Source organism: Streptomyces rugosispiralis, from assembly GCF_024505145.1.
GTDB lineage: Bacteria > Actinomycetota > Actinomycetes > Streptomycetales > Streptomycetaceae > Streptomyces > Streptomyces rugosispiralis.
In genome coordinates this window covers 1-17,938 of the sequence record NZ_JANIAA010000005.1, presented here as the reverse complement: position 1 = coordinate 17,938, position 17,938 = coordinate 1, and the positions used below count along the sequence as shown (strand labels likewise).

The following is a 17,938-nucleotide window of genomic DNA, read 5'->3' as shown; positions in this document are numbered from 1 at the left end:
GCAGGGGCGGAGCCCCTTGCCTCCGGGCCCGCCGGTGTGGGCCGGCGGCCTATCCGCAGCTACGCGCGCCCGTGTGCAGGGCCACCGCCGTGTTCGCGCCCAGCGTGGCGGTGAACTGGCCCGAGGAGTCGACCGTGACGGACTTCCCGCTCTGGACGTCGCAGTAGCCACCCGCCGGGAGCGAGGTCTGGAAGGTCCGGGTCAGGGAGCCGCTCTCGTGGTTGATGGCCACGTACGCCTTGTCGCCGCGCCCGAACGCGATGGCGTTGTTGCCGTTGTCCCACCAGTTGGTCACCGAGGCGCCCCGCGCCGTGTTGCGGAAGGCGACCATGCTCACGATCTCGGGCCACTTGTGCTGGCACTTCCAGCCGTCCTGGTAGCAGGCGCCCACCGCGCCGCCGTTCGGCGGGCCCGCGTCGTTGTCGCTGAACTCGTAGCCGGAGTGGACGTCCGGGGAGCCGTAGGGCCAGGCCAGCATGAAGACGTTGGCCAGGGTGTAGTCGGCGCCGTTCTTGTAGGTGAGGGTCGAGCCGTTGCGCTCGGTGTCCCAGTTGTCGACGAAGACCCCGGACTGGCCGCCGGCCATGTACCCCCAGCCCTCGCCGAAGTTCTTCAGATACGCGAGCTTCTCGCTCTGGAACACCCGCTTGAGGTCCCGGCCGTAGCGGAACTCCTGCACATCGCCGTTGCGCAGATACTCCGTCGGGGAGACCGCCTCGCCCGCGCCGTAGATGACCTCCTGCTTCCAGTAGACGCCCGGGTCGCTCAACTGGCCCTTGATGGCGGCCAGATCGTCCGTCGGGATGTGCTTGGCGCCATCGACGCGGAAGCCGTCCACGCCGAGCGAGAGCAGGTCGTTGAGGTACTGCGCGAGCCGCTTGCGGACGTACTCCTCACCGGTGTCCAGATCGGCGAGGCCCACCAGCTCGCAGTGCTGCACATTCCAGCGGTCCTGGTAGTTGCTGATCTGCGCGGTGCAGTCGTCCATGTCCTGGGGCTGGTAGATCCCCGGGTAGTCGTACTTGGTGTACGAGGAGCCACCGGTGCCGGTGCCGGACCCGGCGGACATGTGGTTGATGACGGCGTCGGCCACGACCTTCACGCCCGCGGCGTGACAGGTGTCGACCATGTTCTTGAACGCGGCGCGGTCGCCGAGCCGTCCGGCGATCTTGTAGCTGACGGGCTGGTAGGAGGTCCACCACTGGCCGCCCTGGATGTGCTCGGTGGCCGGGGACACCTCGACATAGCCGTATCCGGCGGGGCCGAGGGTGCTGGTGCACTCCTTGGCGACGGAGTCGTACTTCCACTCGAAGAGTTCGGCGGTGACGTCCTTGGTACCGGGCGGTGTCGCCCGCGCGGACTGGGGCAGGGCGACGAGCGTCACCGCGCTCGCCGCGAGGGCGAGCGCGGTGGCGAGGGGGATGCGGCTGCTGGCCATCGTTCCTCCGTGGGGGGAGTTCGGGGGTGCCGATTGAGCCTCGTACGGCAACGCGCCATGCCCGTAAGGCCAGTTGAAGGTTCTTGCTGCAAGGCGTCAGTGGTGGGGCGTGACGGGACCGTACTCGCGAGTTTTTGTTGTTGCAAGACCTTTCGCAAGCAATTGCGGCGGTGTTACGTTCAACCGCGTTCTCCGATCCGGCCGGCCGGGGGCCCGTCCAACGGGCCCCACGCGCCCGGCCGGTCGGATCGGTTTCCACGGGGTGCCCGACGTGCGGACCACGCGGCGGAGCCGCACATCGATACTTCCCCCTCCCCGCCCCTTCCCATGGCATCGGTATGCCGCTCCACCACGTGGTGGGGGCTCCGCCCCAGGCCCCGACCGGGCGAACCGGATGTGCGCGGGCGTCCGCCCGGCCAGCCGCTCGACCACCGCCTCGCAAGGTGGCACGCCCCGGGGTCCAGGGGCGGAGCCCCTGGTAGCGGGAAGGGACGGGGAGGGGAACAGCCCCCGCGGAGGCGGCGCGGTCCGGTGGGTGCTCCTAGCGGAGCCTCGCCGTGGAGCCGCGCACGACCAGGTCCGGCTGGAAGACGAACTCCGTTTGCTGGACCGGGTTTCCGGCCATCTCCTCCAGCAGCGCCCCCACCGCCGCCGTCGCCATCGACTGCACCGGCTGGCGGACCGTGGTCAGCGGGGGATCGGTGAAGGCGATCAGCGGGGAGTCGTCGAAGCCGACCACCGAGACATCGTGCGGCACCCGCAGCCCGCGCCGGGACGCCTCCCGGATCACCCCGAGCGCCATCAGATCGCTGCCGCACACGATGCCCGTACAGCCCTGGTCCAGCAGCGTGGCCGCCGCCACCTGCCCGCCCTCGACGCTGAAGAGCGTATGCCGCACCAACTGCCGTGCCTCGTCCGCCGATCGATCCAGCAGCTCCGCGCTCGCCGCGAGGAACCCCTCGACCTTGCGCAGCGCGGGGACATAGCGGGCCGGCCCCACCGCGAGGCCGATCCGGTGGTGGCCGAGCGCGGCCAGGTGGCGGATGGCCATCCGCGCCGCCGCCCGGTCGTCGGGCGAGACGAACGTGGCCTGGATGTGCTCGTTGTAGCCGTTGATCAGCACGAACGGCACCCTGCGCCCGGCCAGCCGGGCATAGCGGGCGGGGTCGGCCGTGGTGTCGGCGTGCAGCCCGGACATGAAGACGATGCCCGCCACATCGCGTTCCTCCAGTTGCTCCACCAACTCGTCCTCAGTGGCGCCACCGGGCATCTGGGTGCACAGGATCGGGGTGTAGCCATGACCGGCCAGCACCTGCTCGATGATCTGCGCGAAGGCGGGGAAGACCGGGTTGGTCAGCTCCGGGATGACCAGGCCGACCAGCCCGGCGCTGCGCCGCCGCAGCCGCACCGGCCGTTCGTAGCCGAGCACGTCGAGGGCGGCGAGCACCCGCTGCCGGGTGGTGGCCGCCACGCCCGCCTTGCCGTTGAGCACCCGGCTGACGGTGGCCTCGCTGACCTTGGCCTGTGCGGCGATATCGGCGAGCCGCGGCGGCGCCCCCGGTGAGCCCGACGCGGACGGGCCCGACGCGGGTGAGCCCGACGCGGGTGAGCCCGACGCGGTCGGGCCCGACGCGGGTGAGCCCGACGCGGACGGGCCAACCGCAGGTGAGCCCGGCGCGGACGGACCGGCCGCAGAGATGTCGGCCGCGGACGGCCCCGCCGCCGGTGGCCCCGCCTCCCCTGCCCGCGCCGCCGACGGCCCCGCCGCCAACGGACTCGTCACGACTTGGTCGCCCCGGCCGTGAGCCCCGCCACCAGATGGCGCTGGGCCCAGGAGAACACCAGCGCCGCCGGAATGGCGATCATGACGGCCGCGGCCGTCATCGAACCCCAGTCGGAGGTGTACTGGTTGACGAAGGTCTGGAGACCCGCCGCGAGTGTGAGGTTCTCCTCCCCCGTCATGAAGGCGGAGGCGTAGGCCACCTCGGCCCACGCGGTGATGAAGGTGTAGAACGCGGTCACCGCGAGCCCCGGTTTGGCCAGCGGGACGACCAGCCGCCAGAAGGTCCCGAAGGGGTTGAGCCCGTCGACCCGGCCCGATTCGTCGATCTCCACCGGGATGGTGTCGAAGAAGCCCTTCATCATCCAGGCGCAGAACGGCACGGCCACCGTGAGGTAGGTGACGATGAGCGAGATCGGCTGGTTGAGCCAGCCCAGCGTCGACATGATGTTGTACAGCGGCACGATGAGGATGGCCACCGGGAACATCTGGGTGATCAGCAGCAGCCACATCAGCGGGCGCATCCCGGGGAACCGGAAGCGGCTGACGGCGTAGCCGGTGGTGGCCGCCACGAAGACGCCCAGGAGCGTGGTGATGACCACGATGAACAGCGAGTTGCCGAACCAGGTCAGGAACTCGGTGTCACCGAGGACGTGTTGGTAGTTCCGCAGCGTCGAGTCCTTCACCACATCGGTGCTGAACGCCTCGCTCTTGGGCTTGAACGAGGTCACCACCAGCCACAGCGGCGGGAAGACCGCGATGGCCGAAGCAAGGATCAGGGTCGTGTGCAGCCCGACGGAGGCGAGCGGGCCGCGTCGTTGGTCGCGCATGGCTACCACACCTCTCCCTGTTTGCGGAGCGAACGGCGGTAGATCACCGCGAAGAGCATGAGGATGAGCAGGATCAGCACACCCCAGGCCGAGGCGCCGGCGAAGTCGCGCGGGCTGTTGACGAAGGAGAGCCGGTAGGCGTACGTCACCAGGATCTCGGTGGAGTCGCCGGGCCCGCCGCGGGTCAGCAGGAAGATCACCGGGAACATGTTGAACGTCCAGATGGTCGACAGCAGGATCACGGTGGAGCTGACCGAGCGCAGTCCGGGCAGGGTGATGTGGCGGAACCGCTGCCAGGGGCTCGCCCCGTCCATCTCGGCGGCCTCGTACAGCTCACCGGGGATGGACTGCAACCCGCCGAGCAGCGCGACCAGCATGAACGGCACCCCGAGCCAGATGTTCACGGCGATCACCGAGACCTTGGCCATGGTGGGGTCGTTCAGCCAGGGCACCGCGTCGATCCCGCCGCCGTGCAGCACCTTGTTGAGGATGCCGTTCTTCTCGTTGTAGAGCAGCCGCCAGGCGAAGACGGAGACGAAGGCGGGGACGGCCCACGGCAGGATCAGCAGCGACCGGTAGAGCGCGCGTCCGGCGAACCGCCGGTTGAGCAGTACGGCCAGGCCCAGGCCGATGGCGAAGGTGAGCGCCACACAGCTGACGGTCCAGGTGACGGTCCAGCCCAGCCGGTCCCAGAAGACCTGGTCCTTCAGGATCGCCTGGAAGTTGTCGAGGCCGACGTTCTTGTAGGTGGCGGGGATGTGGTTGATCCCGATGGTGCGCTCGACGTTGGCCTCGTTGGCGTCGGTCAGCGACAGATAGACGCCGCGGACCAGCGGATAGCCGATGATCAGCCCGATGACGAGCACGACGGGCGCGACCATGGCCCAGGCGTACCAGTGGCGGGCGAGCGCGTCGCGGATCCGGCGCGGCGGTGGGGCGCCCGGTTTGCGGACCCGGCCGCCCCGGCCGCGGGCGCCCTTCGCGCCCGCGGCCGGGTCCATCGCCGGGCTGGTGTCGACAGCCATCGTCGTCGGCCCTACTTCCAGTCGCCCTTGAGGAGCTTGCGGTACGCGTCACCGACCGACTTCGCGGCCTTCTCGGGTGAGGTCTTGCCGGTGAGGACGCCCGGGAACTGCACCAGGATCGCCTGGAAGAGGCTGTTGCCCTCGGGGATCCAGGGGCGCTCGACCGCCTTGTCGACGGCGGCCTTGAAGAACTTCACATTGGGGTTCGCCGCGACCGTCTTGTTGGAGTAGACGGAGGTGCGGGTGGGCAGCAGGGAGAGCTTCTCGGTGGTCTTGGCCTGCACCTCGGCCGAGCTCATGTACTGCGCGAAGGCGTAGGAGGCGTCCAGGTTCTTCGATCCGGCGTAGACGGTGAGGTTCTGGCCGCCCTGCGGGGCGCCCTGGCCCTTGCTGCCGGCCGGGACCGGGACCACCCCGAGGTTGGACTTGTCCTTGAACGCCTTGCCCGCCAGGGTGTCCTCGATCGCCCACGGCCCATTGATCGTCATCGCGACGTCGCCGTTCTTGATGGCGTTCTGCATGTTGTCCCAGCCGTCGGTGGCGTCGGTCTCCGCCGCCTTGGAGGTGACCAGGTCGCGGGCGGCCGCGAACGCCTTGATGCCGGGCTCGTCGTCGACGGTCACCTTCTTGGCGCCGGTGTCGAGGAGGTCGCCGCCCTCGCCGTAGATGAAGGGCAGGTACCAGTACGCGTCGTCGCCGCGCAGATAGAGGCCGGTCTTGCCGGTCTTCTCCTTGATCTTCTTGGCGGCGGCCTTGAGCTCGGTCCAGTCCTTGGGCGGCTGGACCCCGGCGTCCTTCAGCATCTTCTTGTTGTAGAAGAGGCCGAGGGTGTCGATGACCTGCGGTACGGCGTACGTCTTGCCCTTGAACTCGGCCCCGGCGAGCGCCTTGGGCAGATAGTCGGACTGGTCGGCGAGGGCGGGGGTGCCGTCCAGCGGGGCGAGATAGCCGATGTTGGCGAGGTCCTGGGTCCAGGCCACCTCGGTGCGCAGGACGTCGGGCGCACCGGAGCCGCCGGAGCCCGCGGCGTTCTTGAACTTGGCCAGCGCCTCGCCGAAGGGCACATTGACGTAGTTGACCTTGACGTCGGGGTGGTTCTTCTCGAAGCCCAGGGCGAGCTCCTTGTACGTGCTCTTCTCCGCGTCGTTCGACGTGTCCCAGTACGTCACGGTGCCGGAGAGATGGCCGCCGGACTTCTTGTCGCCGCTGCCGCCGTCGTCACCGCCGCACGCCGTCGCCGCGAGCGCCAGGGCCGCGACGAGTGCGGTGGCCGCTATGCCACGTCGCATCTGAACTCCTCCAAAGCCGGCCGCTCCCTCGCGGCCCCAAGTTGCGGAGGAACGTAACAGGGCCGCAAGCCCGCCGAAAGACCTTGCGGCAAATTTCTGCAAGGCGCCCGGCATCGTTACGTCCGCGTGTCCCCGCGGTGGCCGCTCCGCTCCCGTCCCGGCGCTTGACATACGCCCACAGCACGACCGGAGCGCCCCCGAAGAGCACCAGCGCACCCTGCAAGCTCTTCCGCAAGCCATTGCAGAGCTGTTACGTTCGCGCCATGACCCAGGAGCTCACGACCTCCCTTGCCACCGAGCCGGCGCGACCGTCCGAAGGCCCCGGATGGTGGCGCGACGCCGTCATCTACCAGGTGTACGTACGCTCCTTCGCCGACAGCGACGGCGACGGGATCGGCGATCTGCGCGGCGCGCGGGAGCGGCTGCCGCACCTCGCCGGGCTGGGTGTGGACGCCGTCTGGCTGACCCCCTTCTATGCCTCCCCGCAGGCCGACGGCGGCTACGACGTGGCGGACTACCGCGCCGTGGACCCGCTCTTCGGCTCCCTCGGCGACGCCGACGACCTGGTGCGCACCGCCCATGAGCTGGGGCTGAAGGTGATCGTGGACGTCGTCCCGAACCACAGCTCGGACCAGCACCCGTGGTTCCGCGAGGCGCTGGCCGACCGGCCCGGCGGCGCGGCCCGCGCCCGCTACCACTTCCGCCCCGGCCGCGGCGCCCACGGCGAACTGCCGCCGAACGACTGGGAGTCGGTCTTCGGCGGCCCCGCCTGGACCCGTACCACCGATCCGGACGGCGCCCCCGGCGAGTGGTATCTGCACCTCTTCGCCCCGCAGCAGCCCGACCTCAACTGGGACTCCCCCGAGGTCCGCGCGGAGTTCGACTCGGTGCTGCGCTTCTGGCTGGATCTGGGCGTGGACGGCTTCCGTATCGATGTCGCCCACGGCATGGTCAAGGCCGCCGGGCTGCCCGACATCGGCCGCACCGAACAGGCCAAGCTGATCGGCTCCCAGGTGCTGCCGTTCTTCGACCAGGACGGGGTGCACGAGATCCACCGCTCCTGGCGGCGGCTGCTGGACTCCTACCCCGGTGACCGGATCGGCGTCGCCGAGGCCTGGGCGCCCACCTCCGAGCGGCTGGCCCTCTACGTACGCCCCGACGAGCTGCACCAGGCGTTCAACTTCCAGTTCCTGAAGTGCCCGTGGGACGCGGCCGCGATGCGCGAGGTGATCGACGAGTCGCTGGCCGCGACCGGCTCCGTGGGCGCCCCCACCACCTGGGTGCTCTCCAACCACGATGTGGTCCGGCACACCACCCGCTACGCCGACGGAGCCGGCGGCGGCCCGGAGCGGGGGCTCGCCCGCGCCCGCGCCGCGGCCCTGCTCATCCTGGCGCTGCCCGGCTCGGCCTATCTCTACCAGGGCGAGGAGCTGGGCCTGCCCGAGGTGACCGAGCTGCCGGACGAGCTGCGCCAGGACCCGGCCTTCTTCCGCACCTCCGCCGACGGACAGGAGGGCCAGGACGGCCAGGACGGCTTCCGCGACGGCTGCCGGGTGCCCCTGCCCTGGACCCGCTCCGGCGACTCCTACGGCTTCGGCCCCGGCGGCAGCTGGCTGCCCCAGCCGGGGGACTGGGCCGGGCTGTCCGTGGAGGCGCAGACCGGCGACCCCGGCTCCACGCTGGAGCTGTACCGGGACGCGCTCGCGCTCCGCCGTGAGCTGCCGGGTCTCGGGGACACCCCGATGAGCTGGCTGGACGCCCCGGCGGGGGTGCTCGCGCTGTCCCGGCCCGGCCTGGTGTGCACGCTCAACACGCTCGGCGAGGAGGTCGAACTGCCGGTTCCGGGGCGTGCGCTGCTGTCGTCGGCGCCGCTGGCGTACCAGGCCGGAACCGTGTGCATTCCGCCTGATTCATGCGCGTGGTGGGCAATCTGACACGCGACCGGTACAGTCCCACTCCATGACCGCACGGCTTGCTGACATCGCAGCCCAGGCGGGGGTCAGCGAAGCCACCGTCAGCCGCGTCCTCAATGGCAGGCCGGGGGTGGCGGCGGCCACCCGCGAGTCCGTCCTCGCCGCTCTGGACGTCCTCGGCTATGAGCGGCCGGTGCGGCTGCGGCAGCGCAGCGCCGGGCTGGTGGGACTGATCACGCCCGAGCTGGAGAACCCGATCTTCCCCGCGCTCGCCCAGGTCATCGGGCAGGCGCTCACCCGGCAGGGCTACACCCCGGTGCTGGCCACCCAGACCCCCGGCGGTTCGACGGAGGACGAGCTGACCGAGATGCTGGTGGACCGGGGGGTGGCCGGGATCATCTTCGTCTCCGGGCTGCACGCGGACACCTCGGCCGATATGCAGCGCTATGACCAGCTACGCGGCCAGGGTGTGCCGTTCGTGCTGGTGGACGGCTTCTCGCCGAAGGTGCGGGCGCCGTTCATCTCCCCGGACGACCGGGCGGCGATGGGGCTGGCGGTCACCCATCTGGTCTCGCTCGGGCACACCCGGATCGGTCTCGCGCTCGGGCCGAAGCGATTCGTACCCGTACTGCGCAAGATCGAAGGCTTTCAGCAGGCGATGCGGGACCGGCTGGGGCTCTCCCCGGCCGAGTCCGAGGAGCTGATCCAGCATTCGCTGTACACCCTGGAGGGTGGCCAGGCGGCGGCGACCGCGCTGATCGACCTGGGCAGTACGGCGGTGGTGTGCGCGAGCGACATGATGGCGCTCGGTGCCATCCGGGCGGCCCGGCAGAAGGGCCTTGCGGTCCCCCAGGACATCTCGGTGGTCGGCTTCGACGACTCCCCGCTGATCGCCTTCACCGATCCGCCGCTGACCACGATCCGTAAACCGGTGCAGTCGATGGGGCAGGCGGCGGTGCGGGCGCTGCTGGAGGAGATCGGCGGCACCCCGGCCCCGCCCAGCGAGTTCGTCTTCCTGCCCGAACTGGTGGTGCGCGGCTCCACGGCGTCGGCCCACGGTATGGAGTCACGGGGCCGGGCGGCCGGGGGCGCGGCCTAGGCGGTGGCCGCCGGGGGATCGTGGCGCCTGCGGCGGGCTGATCCCCTACCCGCCCCTTCCCGAAACTGGGCTCCGCCCCAGACCTCCGGGGTCCAGGGGCGAAGCCCCACCTTCCAGCCCCTCCGGCACTTGAGGACCCGGACCTGGGGCAAAGCCCCACCTACCAGCCCCTCCGGCACTTGAGGACCCGGACCTGGGGCAAAGCCCCACCTTCCAGCCCCTCCGGCACTTGAGGACCCGGACCTGGGGCAAAGCCCCACCTACCAGCCCCTCCGGCGCTTGAGGAGCGGGGTCTTGGGGCGGAGCCCCAGTTTCGGGAAGGGGCGGGTAGGGGAAAGCCCCCCGTCCGGGGCCCCGTCCAGCGGCCCGGCACCCAGTGGACGTATAGGGGCATACGCCCCTTGGAGGACCCCCCGGACCAGGACATAAGCAACGAAGACCCGATGCCGTGGATGATCTGCGGGTGGACGTCGTCTGGCAGACTGTTGCCCTATGGGTGGAGCGACGATCAGGACCACGGCAGGCCGAACAGCCACCCCGGCACCCATCGCGGACACCGACGCGGAGCGGGCGCCGGGCACCACCCTGATGAACCGGCTGCGTACCCCCAGAAGGCCCCGGCTCTGGTTCGAGATCGTCCTCATCGCCGTCAGTTACTGGACGTATTCGCTGATCCGCAACGCCGTCCCGGAGCAGCGCCCGGAGGCGCTGCGCAACGCGACCTGGATCTGGGAGTGGGAGCACCGGTTCGGATTGGCCTTCGAACGGGGCGTCAACCATGCGATCGACTCGGTCAGCTGGCTGATCGTGGGCATGAACTACTACTACGCGACGCTCCACTTCATCGTGACGCTCAGCGTGCTGGTGTGGCTCTACCACTGGCATCCGGGCCGTTACGCCGCCACCCGGCTGGCGCTCTTCGCGACCACGGGCGTGGCCCTGCTCGGCTACTACTTCTTCCCGCTGGCCCCGCCCCGGCTGATGAGCGGCGGCCATTTCATCGACACCGTGGTGGTGCACAACACCTGGGGCTCGATGGCCTCGGGAAACCTCGCCGATATGTCGAACCAGTACGCGGCGATGCCCTCGATGCACATCGGCTGGTCGCTGTGGTGCGGTCTGACCATCGCGACACTGGCCCGTCCGCTGTGGGTGAAGGCGCTGGGGCTGCTCTACCCCTCGGCCACGCTGCTGGTGATCGTCGCCACCGCCAATCACTTCTGGATGGACGCGGTCGGCGGGGTCGTCTGCCTCTCCTTCGGCTTCGCGCTCTCGTGCGCGTGGTACGGCTCGCTGCCGTACCGGCTGCCGAAGCAGGTGGCCGTGATCTGCACGGCTTGATCGTCCCCGGCGGAGCCGCCATTCTCTGTTCCGCAAGGTCGACATGAGTTCACATGCCGACATGGTTCAGGGGCTCCATGTGTCGCGCTGATCGACGCGGAATGAGCACGATGAGCGTGACGAAAGGGACCACCCTCCACCGTGCACACCGCCGACACCGCCGACACCGCCGCCGCTGCCGCCGCTGCCGCTTCTTCCGTATCCCCGGGCGCGCTGCTCCCCCGGCCGCGTACCGCCGGGCGGCCCCGGTTCCCGCTGGTGGCCACCGACCTCGACGGCACCCTGCTGCGCGGGGATCTGACCGTCTCACCGCGCAACCGTGAGGCGCTCGCCCAGATCCGGGCCGCCGGGGCGCGGCATCTGGTGGTCACCGGGCGCCCGGCCGCGTCCTGCCGGGAGTACCTGGCGGCGATCGGCTACCGGGGGCTCGCGGTGTGCGGGCAGGGCGCGCAGTTGTACGACGCCTCCGCGGACCGGCTGCTGGTCTCGGCGTCGCTGGACCGGGAGCTGGCCCGGTCGGTGGTGGAGCGCACCGAGGAGGCGCTGGGCGCGGGTCCGCTGGAGCTCGCCGTGGTGACCGCGGCGCCCGAGAACCGCTTCGTCGTCACCGCCGGCTTCACCGACCGGAGGCACCCGGAGTGGGGGCTGGCCGAGCGGGAGGAGTTGTGGGCGGCGCCGATCGAGAAGGTGCTGATGTGCCACCGGACGGTGGCGGACGGACTGGTCGCGGCGGCTGCGGCGCGGGTGGGCGGGGGCGAGGTGGCGGTGACCCACTCCGAGAAGGGCATGATCGAGGTGCTCCCGGCCGGGACGGACAAGTCGGTGGGGCTCCAACTGGCCGCCGACCGCATGGGGTTCACCCCGGCCGAGACGATCGCGTTCGGCGACATGCCCAATGACATCCCGCTGCTGGGCTGGGCCGGATACGGGGTCGCGATGGGCAACGCCCACCCGGATCTGAAGGCGATAGCCGACGAGGTGGCGCCGACCAACGAGGACGACGGGGTCGCGGTGGTGCTGGAACGGCTGTTCGCCCACCCTTGAGCGGCTCTCGCACCGCACTCGCGATGGGCTCGAGCAGCCCATCACTCCCTTGACTAGATATACACAACTAAACAAAATATCTAAGGTGCGAGCTGAACCAGGATCCGAACCCCACTACGTGGACGAGCGCTCCGGCGCCACGTACCCGATCGACGACCCCCGCTGGTGCGGCGATGACGGGGCTCCCCTCACCGTCTCCGCACTGCCCGGCATCACCCGTGAGCAGGTGGACACCGGGGCCCGGTCACTGTGGCGCTACCGAGCGGCCCTCCCGGTGCGCATCGACGCCCCGGTGTCACTGGGAGAAGGGTGCACCCCGCTGGTCGAGAAGAGCTGGGGGGAGGATCGGATTCGCTTCAAGCTGGAGTGGTTCAGCCCCACCGGCAGCTTCAAGGACCGCGGCACCAGCGTGATGATCTCGCTGCTCGCCCAGCGGGGCGTACCGGAGGTCATCGAGGACAGCTCCGGCAACGGCGGGGCCTCCGTCTCCGCGTACTGCGCCGCCGCCGGCATCCGGGCCCGGATCCTCACCCCCGCCACCACCTCCCCCGCGAAGGTCCTCCAGAGCCGGGCCTACGGCGCCGAGGTCCAGCTGGTGCCGGGCGACCGCGACGCCACCGCGGCCGAGGCGCTGCGCCAGTCGGCCCATACGTACTACGCCAGCCACAACTGGCACCCCTTCTTCCTCCAGGGCACCAAGACCCTGGCGTACGAGCTGTGGGAGGACCTGGGCTTCACCGCACCGGACGCCGTGGTGACCGTGGCGGGCGCGGGCAGCACCGTACTCGGCTGTGACCTCGGCTTCTCCGAGCTGCTGGCCGCGGGCCAGATCGCCCGCCGCCCCCGGCTGCTGGTGGCCCAGCCCGCCCACTGCGCCCCGCTCCACGCCGCGTTCCGCGCGGGGGCCGAGACCCCGGTGCCGTTCGACCACGCCCCGACCATCGCCGAGGGCACGGCCATCCGCGAGCCCGTCCGCTTCCCCGAGGTGCTGCGCGCCATCCGCCGCTCCGACGGCGACATGGCGGCCATCCCGGAGGACGCGATCGCCTCGGCGGTCCGCCGGCTGGCCGCGATGGGGCTGTACGCGGAGCCGACCAGCGCGACCGCGGCCGCGGCGATCGAGGTCTTCCGCGCCCGGGGCGCGATCCGCCCCGGTGAGACCACCGTGGTGCTGCTGACCGGCTCCGGCCTGAAGGCGACGCCGACGATGACGGAGCTGTTCGGATGACCGGGGAGAGGCGTCAGGAGACGACCGGAACCCCCGAGGACGAGCTGCTGCTCCGCGAGGCCGAGAAGATCGTCGTCGCCCTCGGCCGGATGTTCCCCGGGCTGTGCGAGGTGGTCCTCCACGATCTGCGCAACCCCGACCAGTCCATCCGCGCCATCGAGAGCAATCTCTCCGGCCGCGAGGTGGGCCAGCCCGCCACCGAGCTGGGCCTGGCCCGGATGCGGGACCCCGGCTTCCCCGACATCGTCCAGAACTACGCCAACCGCTTCCCGGACGGCCGCCCCGCGAAGAGCACCTCGATCGGCATCAAGAACAGCGCGGGCCAGTACGTCGCCGCCATCTGCCTCAACCTGGACGTCTCCCTCTTCGCGAGCGTGGCCCGCAGCCTCACCAACCTCGTCCGGACCGATGAGCAGGAGCAGCCGCTCACCGAAACCCTCCGCGCCCGCACCGCCGCGGAGCTGCGCACCGTCATCGAGGAATTCGCCGCCGCCCGCGGCCAGACCCCGCGCAGCCTGGGCACCCCCGCCAAGAAGGAACTCGTCCGCACCCTCAAGACCAGCGGCTACCTCCAGGTGAAGCACTCGGTCCAGGTGGTCACCGAACTGCTGGGGGTCTCCCGCGCCACGGTCTACAACTATCTGCGTTCGCCTGACGCCGGAGACCACCCCTGATGACCCCACCGGCCCACCGCATCGACGTCCCCGAAGCCTTCGCCGCGTCGTTCGGCGAGCACGACGCCGCCGGACGCGCCTGGCTCGCCGCGCTGCCCCGGCTGGCCGCGGACTTCCTCGACCGCTGGGATCTGCGCCCGGCCGGTCCCGCCGCCCATGGCATGGCCTCGCTCGTGCTCCCGGTGACCGGCGCGGACGGATCTCCCTCGGTCCTGAAGCTCCAGCAGGTCAGGGAGGAGACCGAGGGCGCCCCACTGGGCCTGCGGACCTGGAACGGCGACGGCGTGGTGCTCCTGCTCGACCACGATCCGGACACCGGCACCATGCTGCTGGAGCGCCTGGACGCCTCCCGTCCGCTCTCCTCGCTGCCCGACGACACCGCCGCGATGCGCGTCCTGGCCGACCTCCTGGCCCGGCTGACCTCGATGCCCGCCCCCGGCGGCCTGCGCCGCCTGTCCGACATCGCCGTCGCCATGCTCGAGCAGACGCCCGACGCCGTACCGGCCCTGCGCGACCCGGCCGAACAGCGGCTGGTCCGCGTCTGCGCCTCCGCCGTGGCCGAACTCCTCGACGCACCCGGAGACCGGCTGCTGCACTGGGACCTCCACTACGACAACATCCTGGCCGGCCAACGCGAGCCCTGGCTGGCCATCGACCCCGAACCGCTCACCGGCGACCCCGGCTTCGAACTCCTCCCGGCGCTGGACAACCGCTGGGACGAGATCCTGGCCACCGGTGACCCCACCCGCGCGGTGCTCCGCCGCTTCGACCTGCTGACCGAGGCCCTCGACCTGGACCGGCGGCGGGCCACCGGCTGGACCCTGGGCCGCGTCCTGCAGAACGCCCTCTGGGACATCGAAGACGGCAAGACCACCCTGGAACCGGCACAGGTCACCATCGCCACGGCCCTGCTGACCCACCGTTAGCCGCTTGCCGCTCTGCCCTCGGCAAACCCCCGTGCGGGCGGGCCTTGCACCGGGCGACCATGACGGGATGGCCAACGACATCTCCGTGCGCCGCCTCGACCTCGGCTACTTCGTCCGCCCCGCCCCCGAAACCGGCGGACCGGAGCCACGGGTCGAACCCGTACTCGCTTATCTGGTCCGACACGACCGTGGGCTGATCCTCTTCGACACCGGCATCGGCGCCGCCGACCCCGAGACCGAGGCGCACTACCGCCCCCGCCGCCGCGCCCTGTCGAAGGCGCTGGCGGCGGCCGGGGTCGGCCTCGCGGACGTCTCACTCGTCGTGAACTGCCACCTCCACTTCGACCACTGCGGCGGCAACCCGCTGCTGCACGGCAGGCCGATCCTGGTCCAGGACGTGGAGCTGGCCACCGCGCGCGGAGGCGGCTATACGTTCGACGAGCTGCTGGACTTCCCCGGCGCCACGTACGAGGAACTCGCCGGGGAGGCCGAGATCTGGCCGGGCGTCCACATCATCCCGACCCCCGGCCACACCGACGGCCATCAGTCACTGGTCGTCCGCCAGCCCGATGGCACGGTGATCCTCGCTGGTCAGGCGCATGACTTCGGCTCCGAGTTCGCCTCCGACCACTTGGCCCGCAGGGCGGCCCTCGATGGCGTGACGCAGCCCCTTCCGCCGTACCGGCCCTGGCTGGACCGCCTTGCCGACTTCGACCCCCGCCGCGTCCTCTTCGCCCACGACTGCGCGGTCTGGGAGCCGTCGGACGGCTGACGGTCTCGTCCCAACTTCCCGTTCACCCCATGGTCTTGGCGCCGTCCAGGGACTCGCGAATGATGTCGGCGTGCCCGGCGTGCTGCGCGGTCTCGGCGATGATGTGCAGCAGCACCTGACGGGCCGACCAGCGTGCGCCGGACTCGAACCACGGCGCCTCCGGCAGCGGCTGGGTCGCGTCCAGGTCGGGCAGGGCGGCGATCAGCTCGTCGGTCCGGTGGGCCACCGCCGCGTACTCGGCCAGTACGCCGGCCAGCGTCTCGCCGGGCAGCAGCCGGAACTCGTCAGCCCGCTTGGCGAAGTCGGCCTCAGTCATGGCGGTGAAGTCGGGCATGGCCGACGGGCCCTCCAGGATGAAGTCCACCCAGCCCCGCTCCACCGCGGCGACGTGCTGCACCAGGCCGCCCAGGCACAGTGCGCTGACGGTGGTGCGCAGCCCGGCCTGCTCGTCGGTGAGATCGCGGGTGGTGAAGCGCAGGAAGTGCCGGTGCTTGTTCAGCGTCCGCAGCAGGTCGGCGCGCTCGCCGGTGAGGGTCGCCGACTCGCTCAGGCTCGGGGTCTCGGTCATGATCTCCGCCTTCGGTTGGTCCCGTGTTCCTCGGTCAAGAACGACAGTAGGAGTCACTGCGGACAACTTCTGTCCTCAATTCCGGGAGAATCGGAGACATGACGAACACCAGCGCGTGGGCTTTTCCCCCAGGGCTGTGCGGACTGGGAGCCGTCGGGCGACTGACGGCCTCGCGCCTTCGGCGCCTTTGAGCATGGGGCCGGGGGTGCCGGGCTCGCGCTTTCGTCGCCGAGCGGCGGGCCGTGGGTGGCGGGGCCGGTGGCGGCTCCCGTACTCAGGGGCCTGTGCCGATGCCGGACCGCCGGGGGTGGGGTACCCCCCTGGAAAACCTTTGATGAATTAGTTGCTTCAGATCAAGCGTTTTTGAGAGGGGTACCCGGAGAGGCCGTCAGTCCGGCCGGGTCCCAGCCCAGGAGCACAGGAGCCGCCACCGGGCCCACCACCACCGGCCCGTCACCCGGCGGCGAGGCCCGCGCCCCCATCCCCCGCCCCCCATGCTCAATGGCGCCGAAGGCGCGAGACGAAACCCGCACCGCGCAAGCGGCCCCAGCACAGGAACGCGGCCACGACGGTCACACGCTCCCCGACAGATGGTCGAAATCGCCCCGCTTGAGCCCACGGATAAAGGCAGCCCACGGGGCTGGCTCCGTGGCGATCACGGCCGCCGGGGCATCGCTTTCACGGATGAGTATGAGGTCGGCAGACGGTGCCGAGACCTCGACACACTCTGCGCTGACTTGACCACTGCTGAAACTCGACTTGCGCCAACAGGACATGTCCAGGGCTCCCCTTCACAAGGTGTACAGCAAGTGCTGGATGAGCTGGAGTGAATCCCTCTCGGTATAGCACTTGCGTTCGCCCCGGAGGGCAATGGGCGGGAGAGCCACCGCGCTGAGGTGCTCGAAGGCCGAGTTGTACTGGGTCAGATGCTCACGGTCCCCCAGGAACACCGATGAGACCGGATGCTCGACATAGACCGTGCTCAGTTCGGGGACCCGACTATCCAAGAGGCTGAAAGGTGCTCCCGGCGTCGTCGAGTTGACGTCCGACTTGAACGGCAGCAGCTGGATGCGCACATGAGGCAACTCGGCCATGGCGACGAGGTGCTCGATCTGGCGGCGCATGACGTCGCCGGGCACGAACTTCATCAGGAGGGCGGCTTCATGGATGACCGCATGGAAGAGCTGCGATCCGTCGGCCAGCACGTGCTGTCGCCGCTGCCGGAACTCAACTCCCGCATCGACCACTTGCGGGCTGTCCGGCTGCCCGCTCTCGAACAGGCAGCGCATGTACTCCGCCGTCTGGAGCAGACCTGGCACGTACATCCACTGGAACGAGCGGTGCGCCACGGCACTCGCCTCCAGTTCCGCGAGATCGAGGGCTCGGGCGTTGTGGCTGACTTTGTAGGGCGACCACCACCCCCGACCTGTGGCCCGGCTCAGCTCACACAACCCTTCGACCAAGGGATGGCTTGTGCAACCGTACGCCGCCGCGAGAGCCCGTAGTTTCTCCTCCGGGATGGCCGTGCGACCCGTCTCGATGTGACTCATGTGCGCTCGCCCGAGCCCCGCGTGGGCTCCCGCCTCCGTTGCGGACAAGCCACTCGCCTCGCGCAGCTTCCGTAGCTCCTCACCCAGCCGTCGTTGCCGTTGGGTCGGGTTGGCCCGAAGCCCCATCGCGTGACTCCCTTCATGGATCAGGCGCAGTCTGCCCGCTTTTGCGGCGAGCGGTCCACTCGGGAGGGGGAATTTCCGACATTAGGTTGCGCTAGCTAAACCGACATCTCTACCGTCGAAGGCACATCGCCCAACCGGCGTCCGCCGAACGGCCGTTGGCCGAAGGAGGCAACATCACCATGAGCGCCCAGTTCCCCCGCGCCGACTTCTCCCTCGTCTTCCCGCCCGACCCCGGTTGGGTCCGTACCGCCCGGGAAGCCGTCCGCACCGCCCTGCACACCGCGAAGCGCACCGACTTAACGGATACCGCTCTGCTGCTGACCTCCGAGGCCGTC

The 17,938-nt window shown here is 70.3% G+C and carries 17 protein-coding genes; 9 read left to right on the top strand and 8 right to left on the bottom strand.

What is annotated here, in order from left to right; translation table 11 throughout:
* Positions 1 to 49: 49 nt before the first annotated feature.
* Both NP777_RS10725 and NP777_RS10720 read right to left on the bottom strand, forming a co-directional pair.
* Entirely contained in the window at positions 50 to 1,438 is a 1,389-nt protein-coding gene (locus NP777_RS10725) for an alpha-amylase (RefSeq protein ID WP_256649887.1), read from the bottom strand.
* A gap of 541 nt (positions 1,439 to 1,979) precedes the next feature.
* Positions 1,980 to 2,972, bottom strand: coding sequence for a LacI family DNA-binding transcriptional regulator (locus tag NP777_RS10720; protein ID WP_391858488.1), 993 nt, complete (start codon positions 2,970 to 2,972; stop codon positions 1,980 to 1,982).
* On the opposite strand from NP777_RS10720, the gene NP777_RS10715 reads away from it, so the two are divergent.
* The gene (locus NP777_RS10715) at positions 2,917 to 3,243 is read left to right on the top strand and encodes a hypothetical protein (protein ID WP_256650214.1); all 327 of its coding nucleotides are present in this window, start codon (positions 2,917 to 2,919) and stop codon (positions 3,241 to 3,243) included. The genes NP777_RS10720 and NP777_RS10715 overlap by 56 nt on opposite strands.
* Here NP777_RS10715 and NP777_RS10710 read toward each other — a convergent pair.
* The 3 genes from NP777_RS10710 to NP777_RS10700 are packed head-to-tail and all read right to left on the bottom strand — an operon-like array spanning position 3,218 to position 6,362.
* The gene (locus tag NP777_RS10710) at positions 3,218 to 4,048 is read right to left on the bottom strand and encodes a sugar ABC transporter permease (RefSeq protein WP_256649885.1); all 831 of its coding nucleotides are present in this window, start codon (positions 4,046 to 4,048) and stop codon (positions 3,218 to 3,220) included. The two genes, NP777_RS10715 and NP777_RS10710, sit on opposite strands and share 26 nt — an antisense overlap.
* A gap of 2 nt (positions 4,049 to 4,050) precedes the next feature.
* Positions 4,051 to 5,073: a carbohydrate ABC transporter permease gene (locus tag NP777_RS10705; RefSeq protein ID WP_256649884.1), complete on the bottom strand. Its 1,023-nt coding sequence runs from the start codon at positions 5,071 to 5,073 to the stop codon at positions 4,051 to 4,053.
* Positions 5,074 to 5,084: 11 nt separating this feature from the next.
* Positions 5,085 to 6,362 (bottom strand): extracellular solute-binding protein, encoded by a 1,278-nt coding sequence (locus tag NP777_RS10700; protein WP_256649883.1) that lies wholly within the window; start codon positions 6,360 to 6,362, stop codon positions 5,085 to 5,087.
* Between the two features lie 263 nt (positions 6,363 to 6,625).
* Here NP777_RS10700 and NP777_RS10695 point away from each other — a divergent pair, with 263 nt between their 5' ends.
* The 8 genes from NP777_RS10695 (at position 6,626) to NP777_RS10660 (ending at position 15,359) form a co-directional block, all read left to right on the top strand.
* Positions 6,626 to 8,296: a glycoside hydrolase family 13 protein gene (locus NP777_RS10695; RefSeq protein ID WP_256649882.1), complete on the top strand. Its 1,671-nt coding sequence runs from the start codon at positions 6,626 to 6,628 to the stop codon at positions 8,294 to 8,296.
* A 25-nt stretch (positions 8,297 to 8,321) separates the two neighbouring features.
* Entirely contained in the window at positions 8,322 to 9,374 is a 1,053-nt protein-coding gene (locus NP777_RS10690; protein ID WP_256649880.1) for a LacI family DNA-binding transcriptional regulator, read from the top strand.
* A gap of 492 nt (positions 9,375 to 9,866) precedes the next feature.
* Positions 9,867 to 10,715 carry a phosphatase PAP2 family protein gene (locus NP777_RS10685; RefSeq protein ID WP_256649879.1) on the top strand — a complete coding sequence of 283 codons (849 nt, stop codon included), beginning with the start codon at positions 9,867 to 9,869 and terminating at the stop codon, positions 10,713 to 10,715.
* Positions 10,716 to 10,856: 141 nt separating this feature from the next.
* Positions 10,857 to 11,759, top strand: a complete 903-nt coding sequence (locus NP777_RS10680; protein ID WP_256649878.1) for an HAD family hydrolase — start codon at positions 10,857 to 10,859, stop codon at positions 11,757 to 11,759.
* Between the two features lie 118 nt (positions 11,760 to 11,877).
* Complete coding sequence (locus NP777_RS10675) at positions 11,878 to 12,987, top strand: threonine synthase (protein WP_256650190.1); 1,110 nt, start codon at positions 11,878 to 11,880, stop codon at positions 12,985 to 12,987.
* Positions 12,984 to 13,661 carry a helix-turn-helix transcriptional regulator gene (locus NP777_RS10670; RefSeq protein ID WP_256649877.1) on the top strand — a complete coding sequence of 226 codons (678 nt, stop codon included), beginning with the start codon at positions 12,984 to 12,986 and terminating at the stop codon, positions 13,659 to 13,661. The genes NP777_RS10675 and NP777_RS10670 overlap by 4 nt, the downstream gene beginning before the upstream one ends.
* Positions 13,661 to 14,587, top strand: coding sequence for an aminoglycoside phosphotransferase family protein (locus NP777_RS10665; RefSeq protein WP_256649876.1), 927 nt, complete (start codon positions 13,661 to 13,663; stop codon positions 14,585 to 14,587). The genes NP777_RS10670 and NP777_RS10665 overlap by 1 nt, the downstream gene beginning before the upstream one ends.
* Before the next feature lie 67 nt (positions 14,588 to 14,654).
* Entirely contained in the window at positions 14,655 to 15,359 is a 705-nt protein-coding gene (locus NP777_RS10660) for an MBL fold metallo-hydrolase (protein ID WP_256649875.1), read from the top strand.
* Between the two features lie 22 nt (positions 15,360 to 15,381).
* Here the strand turns inward: NP777_RS10660 and NP777_RS10655 are convergent, their stop codons facing one another.
* From NP777_RS10655 to NP777_RS10645, 3 genes are all read right to left on the bottom strand, one after another.
* Positions 15,382 to 15,927, bottom strand: a complete 546-nt coding sequence (locus tag NP777_RS10655; RefSeq protein WP_256649874.1) for a DinB family protein — start codon at positions 15,925 to 15,927, stop codon at positions 15,382 to 15,384.
* A gap of 572 nt (positions 15,928 to 16,499) precedes the next feature.
* A complete protein-coding gene (locus NP777_RS10650) occupies positions 16,500 to 16,703 on the bottom strand; it encodes a DUF397 domain-containing protein (RefSeq protein WP_137977648.1) in 204 nt (67 codons plus the stop codon).
* Positions 16,704 to 16,718: 15 nt separating this feature from the next.
* Positions 16,719 to 17,603, bottom strand: coding sequence for a helix-turn-helix domain-containing protein (locus NP777_RS10645; protein ID WP_256649873.1), 885 nt, complete (start codon positions 17,601 to 17,603; stop codon positions 16,719 to 16,721).
* Positions 17,604 to 17,938: the final 335 nt, after the last annotated feature.

Coding starts and splice junctions, on each gene's coding strand:
- NP777_RS10645 (WP_256649873.1), bottom strand. CDS start 17,603: ATGGGGCTTCGGGCCAACCCGACCCAACGGCAACGACGGCTGGGTGAG.
- NP777_RS10665 (WP_256649876.1), top strand. CDS start 13,661: ATGACCCCACCGGCCCACCGCATCGACGTCCCCGAAGCCTTCGCCGCG.
- NP777_RS10670 (WP_256649877.1), top strand. CDS start 12,984: ATGACCGGGGAGAGGCGTCAGGAGACGACCGGAACCCCCGAGGACGAG.
- NP777_RS10685 (WP_256649879.1), top strand. CDS start 9,867: ATGGGTGGAGCGACGATCAGGACCACGGCAGGCCGAACAGCCACCCCG.
- NP777_RS10695 (WP_256649882.1), top strand. CDS start 6,626: ATGACCCAGGAGCTCACGACCTCCCTTGCCACCGAGCCGGCGCGACCG.
- NP777_RS10660 (WP_256649875.1), top strand. CDS start 14,655: ATGGCCAACGACATCTCCGTGCGCCGCCTCGACCTCGGCTACTTCGTC.
- NP777_RS10725 (WP_256649887.1), bottom strand. CDS start 1,438: ATGGCCAGCAGCCGCATCCCCCTCGCCACCGCGCTCGCCCTCGCGGCG.
- NP777_RS10700 (WP_256649883.1), bottom strand. CDS start 6,362: ATGCGACGTGGCATAGCGGCCACCGCACTCGTCGCGGCCCTGGCGCTC.
- NP777_RS10650 (WP_137977648.1), bottom strand. CDS start 16,703: ATGTCCTGTTGGCGCAAGTCGAGTTTCAGCAGTGGTCAAGTCAGCGCA.
- NP777_RS10690 (WP_256649880.1), top strand. CDS start 8,322: ATGACCGCACGGCTTGCTGACATCGCAGCCCAGGCGGGGGTCAGCGAA.
- NP777_RS10705 (WP_256649884.1), bottom strand. CDS start 5,073: ATGGCTGTCGACACCAGCCCGGCGATGGACCCGGCCGCGGGCGCGAAG.
- NP777_RS10655 (WP_256649874.1), bottom strand. CDS start 15,927: ATGACCGAGACCCCGAGCCTGAGCGAGTCGGCGACCCTCACCGGCGAG.
- NP777_RS10710 (WP_256649885.1), bottom strand. CDS start 4,048: ATGCGCGACCAACGACGCGGCCCGCTCGCCTCCGTCGGGCTGCACACG.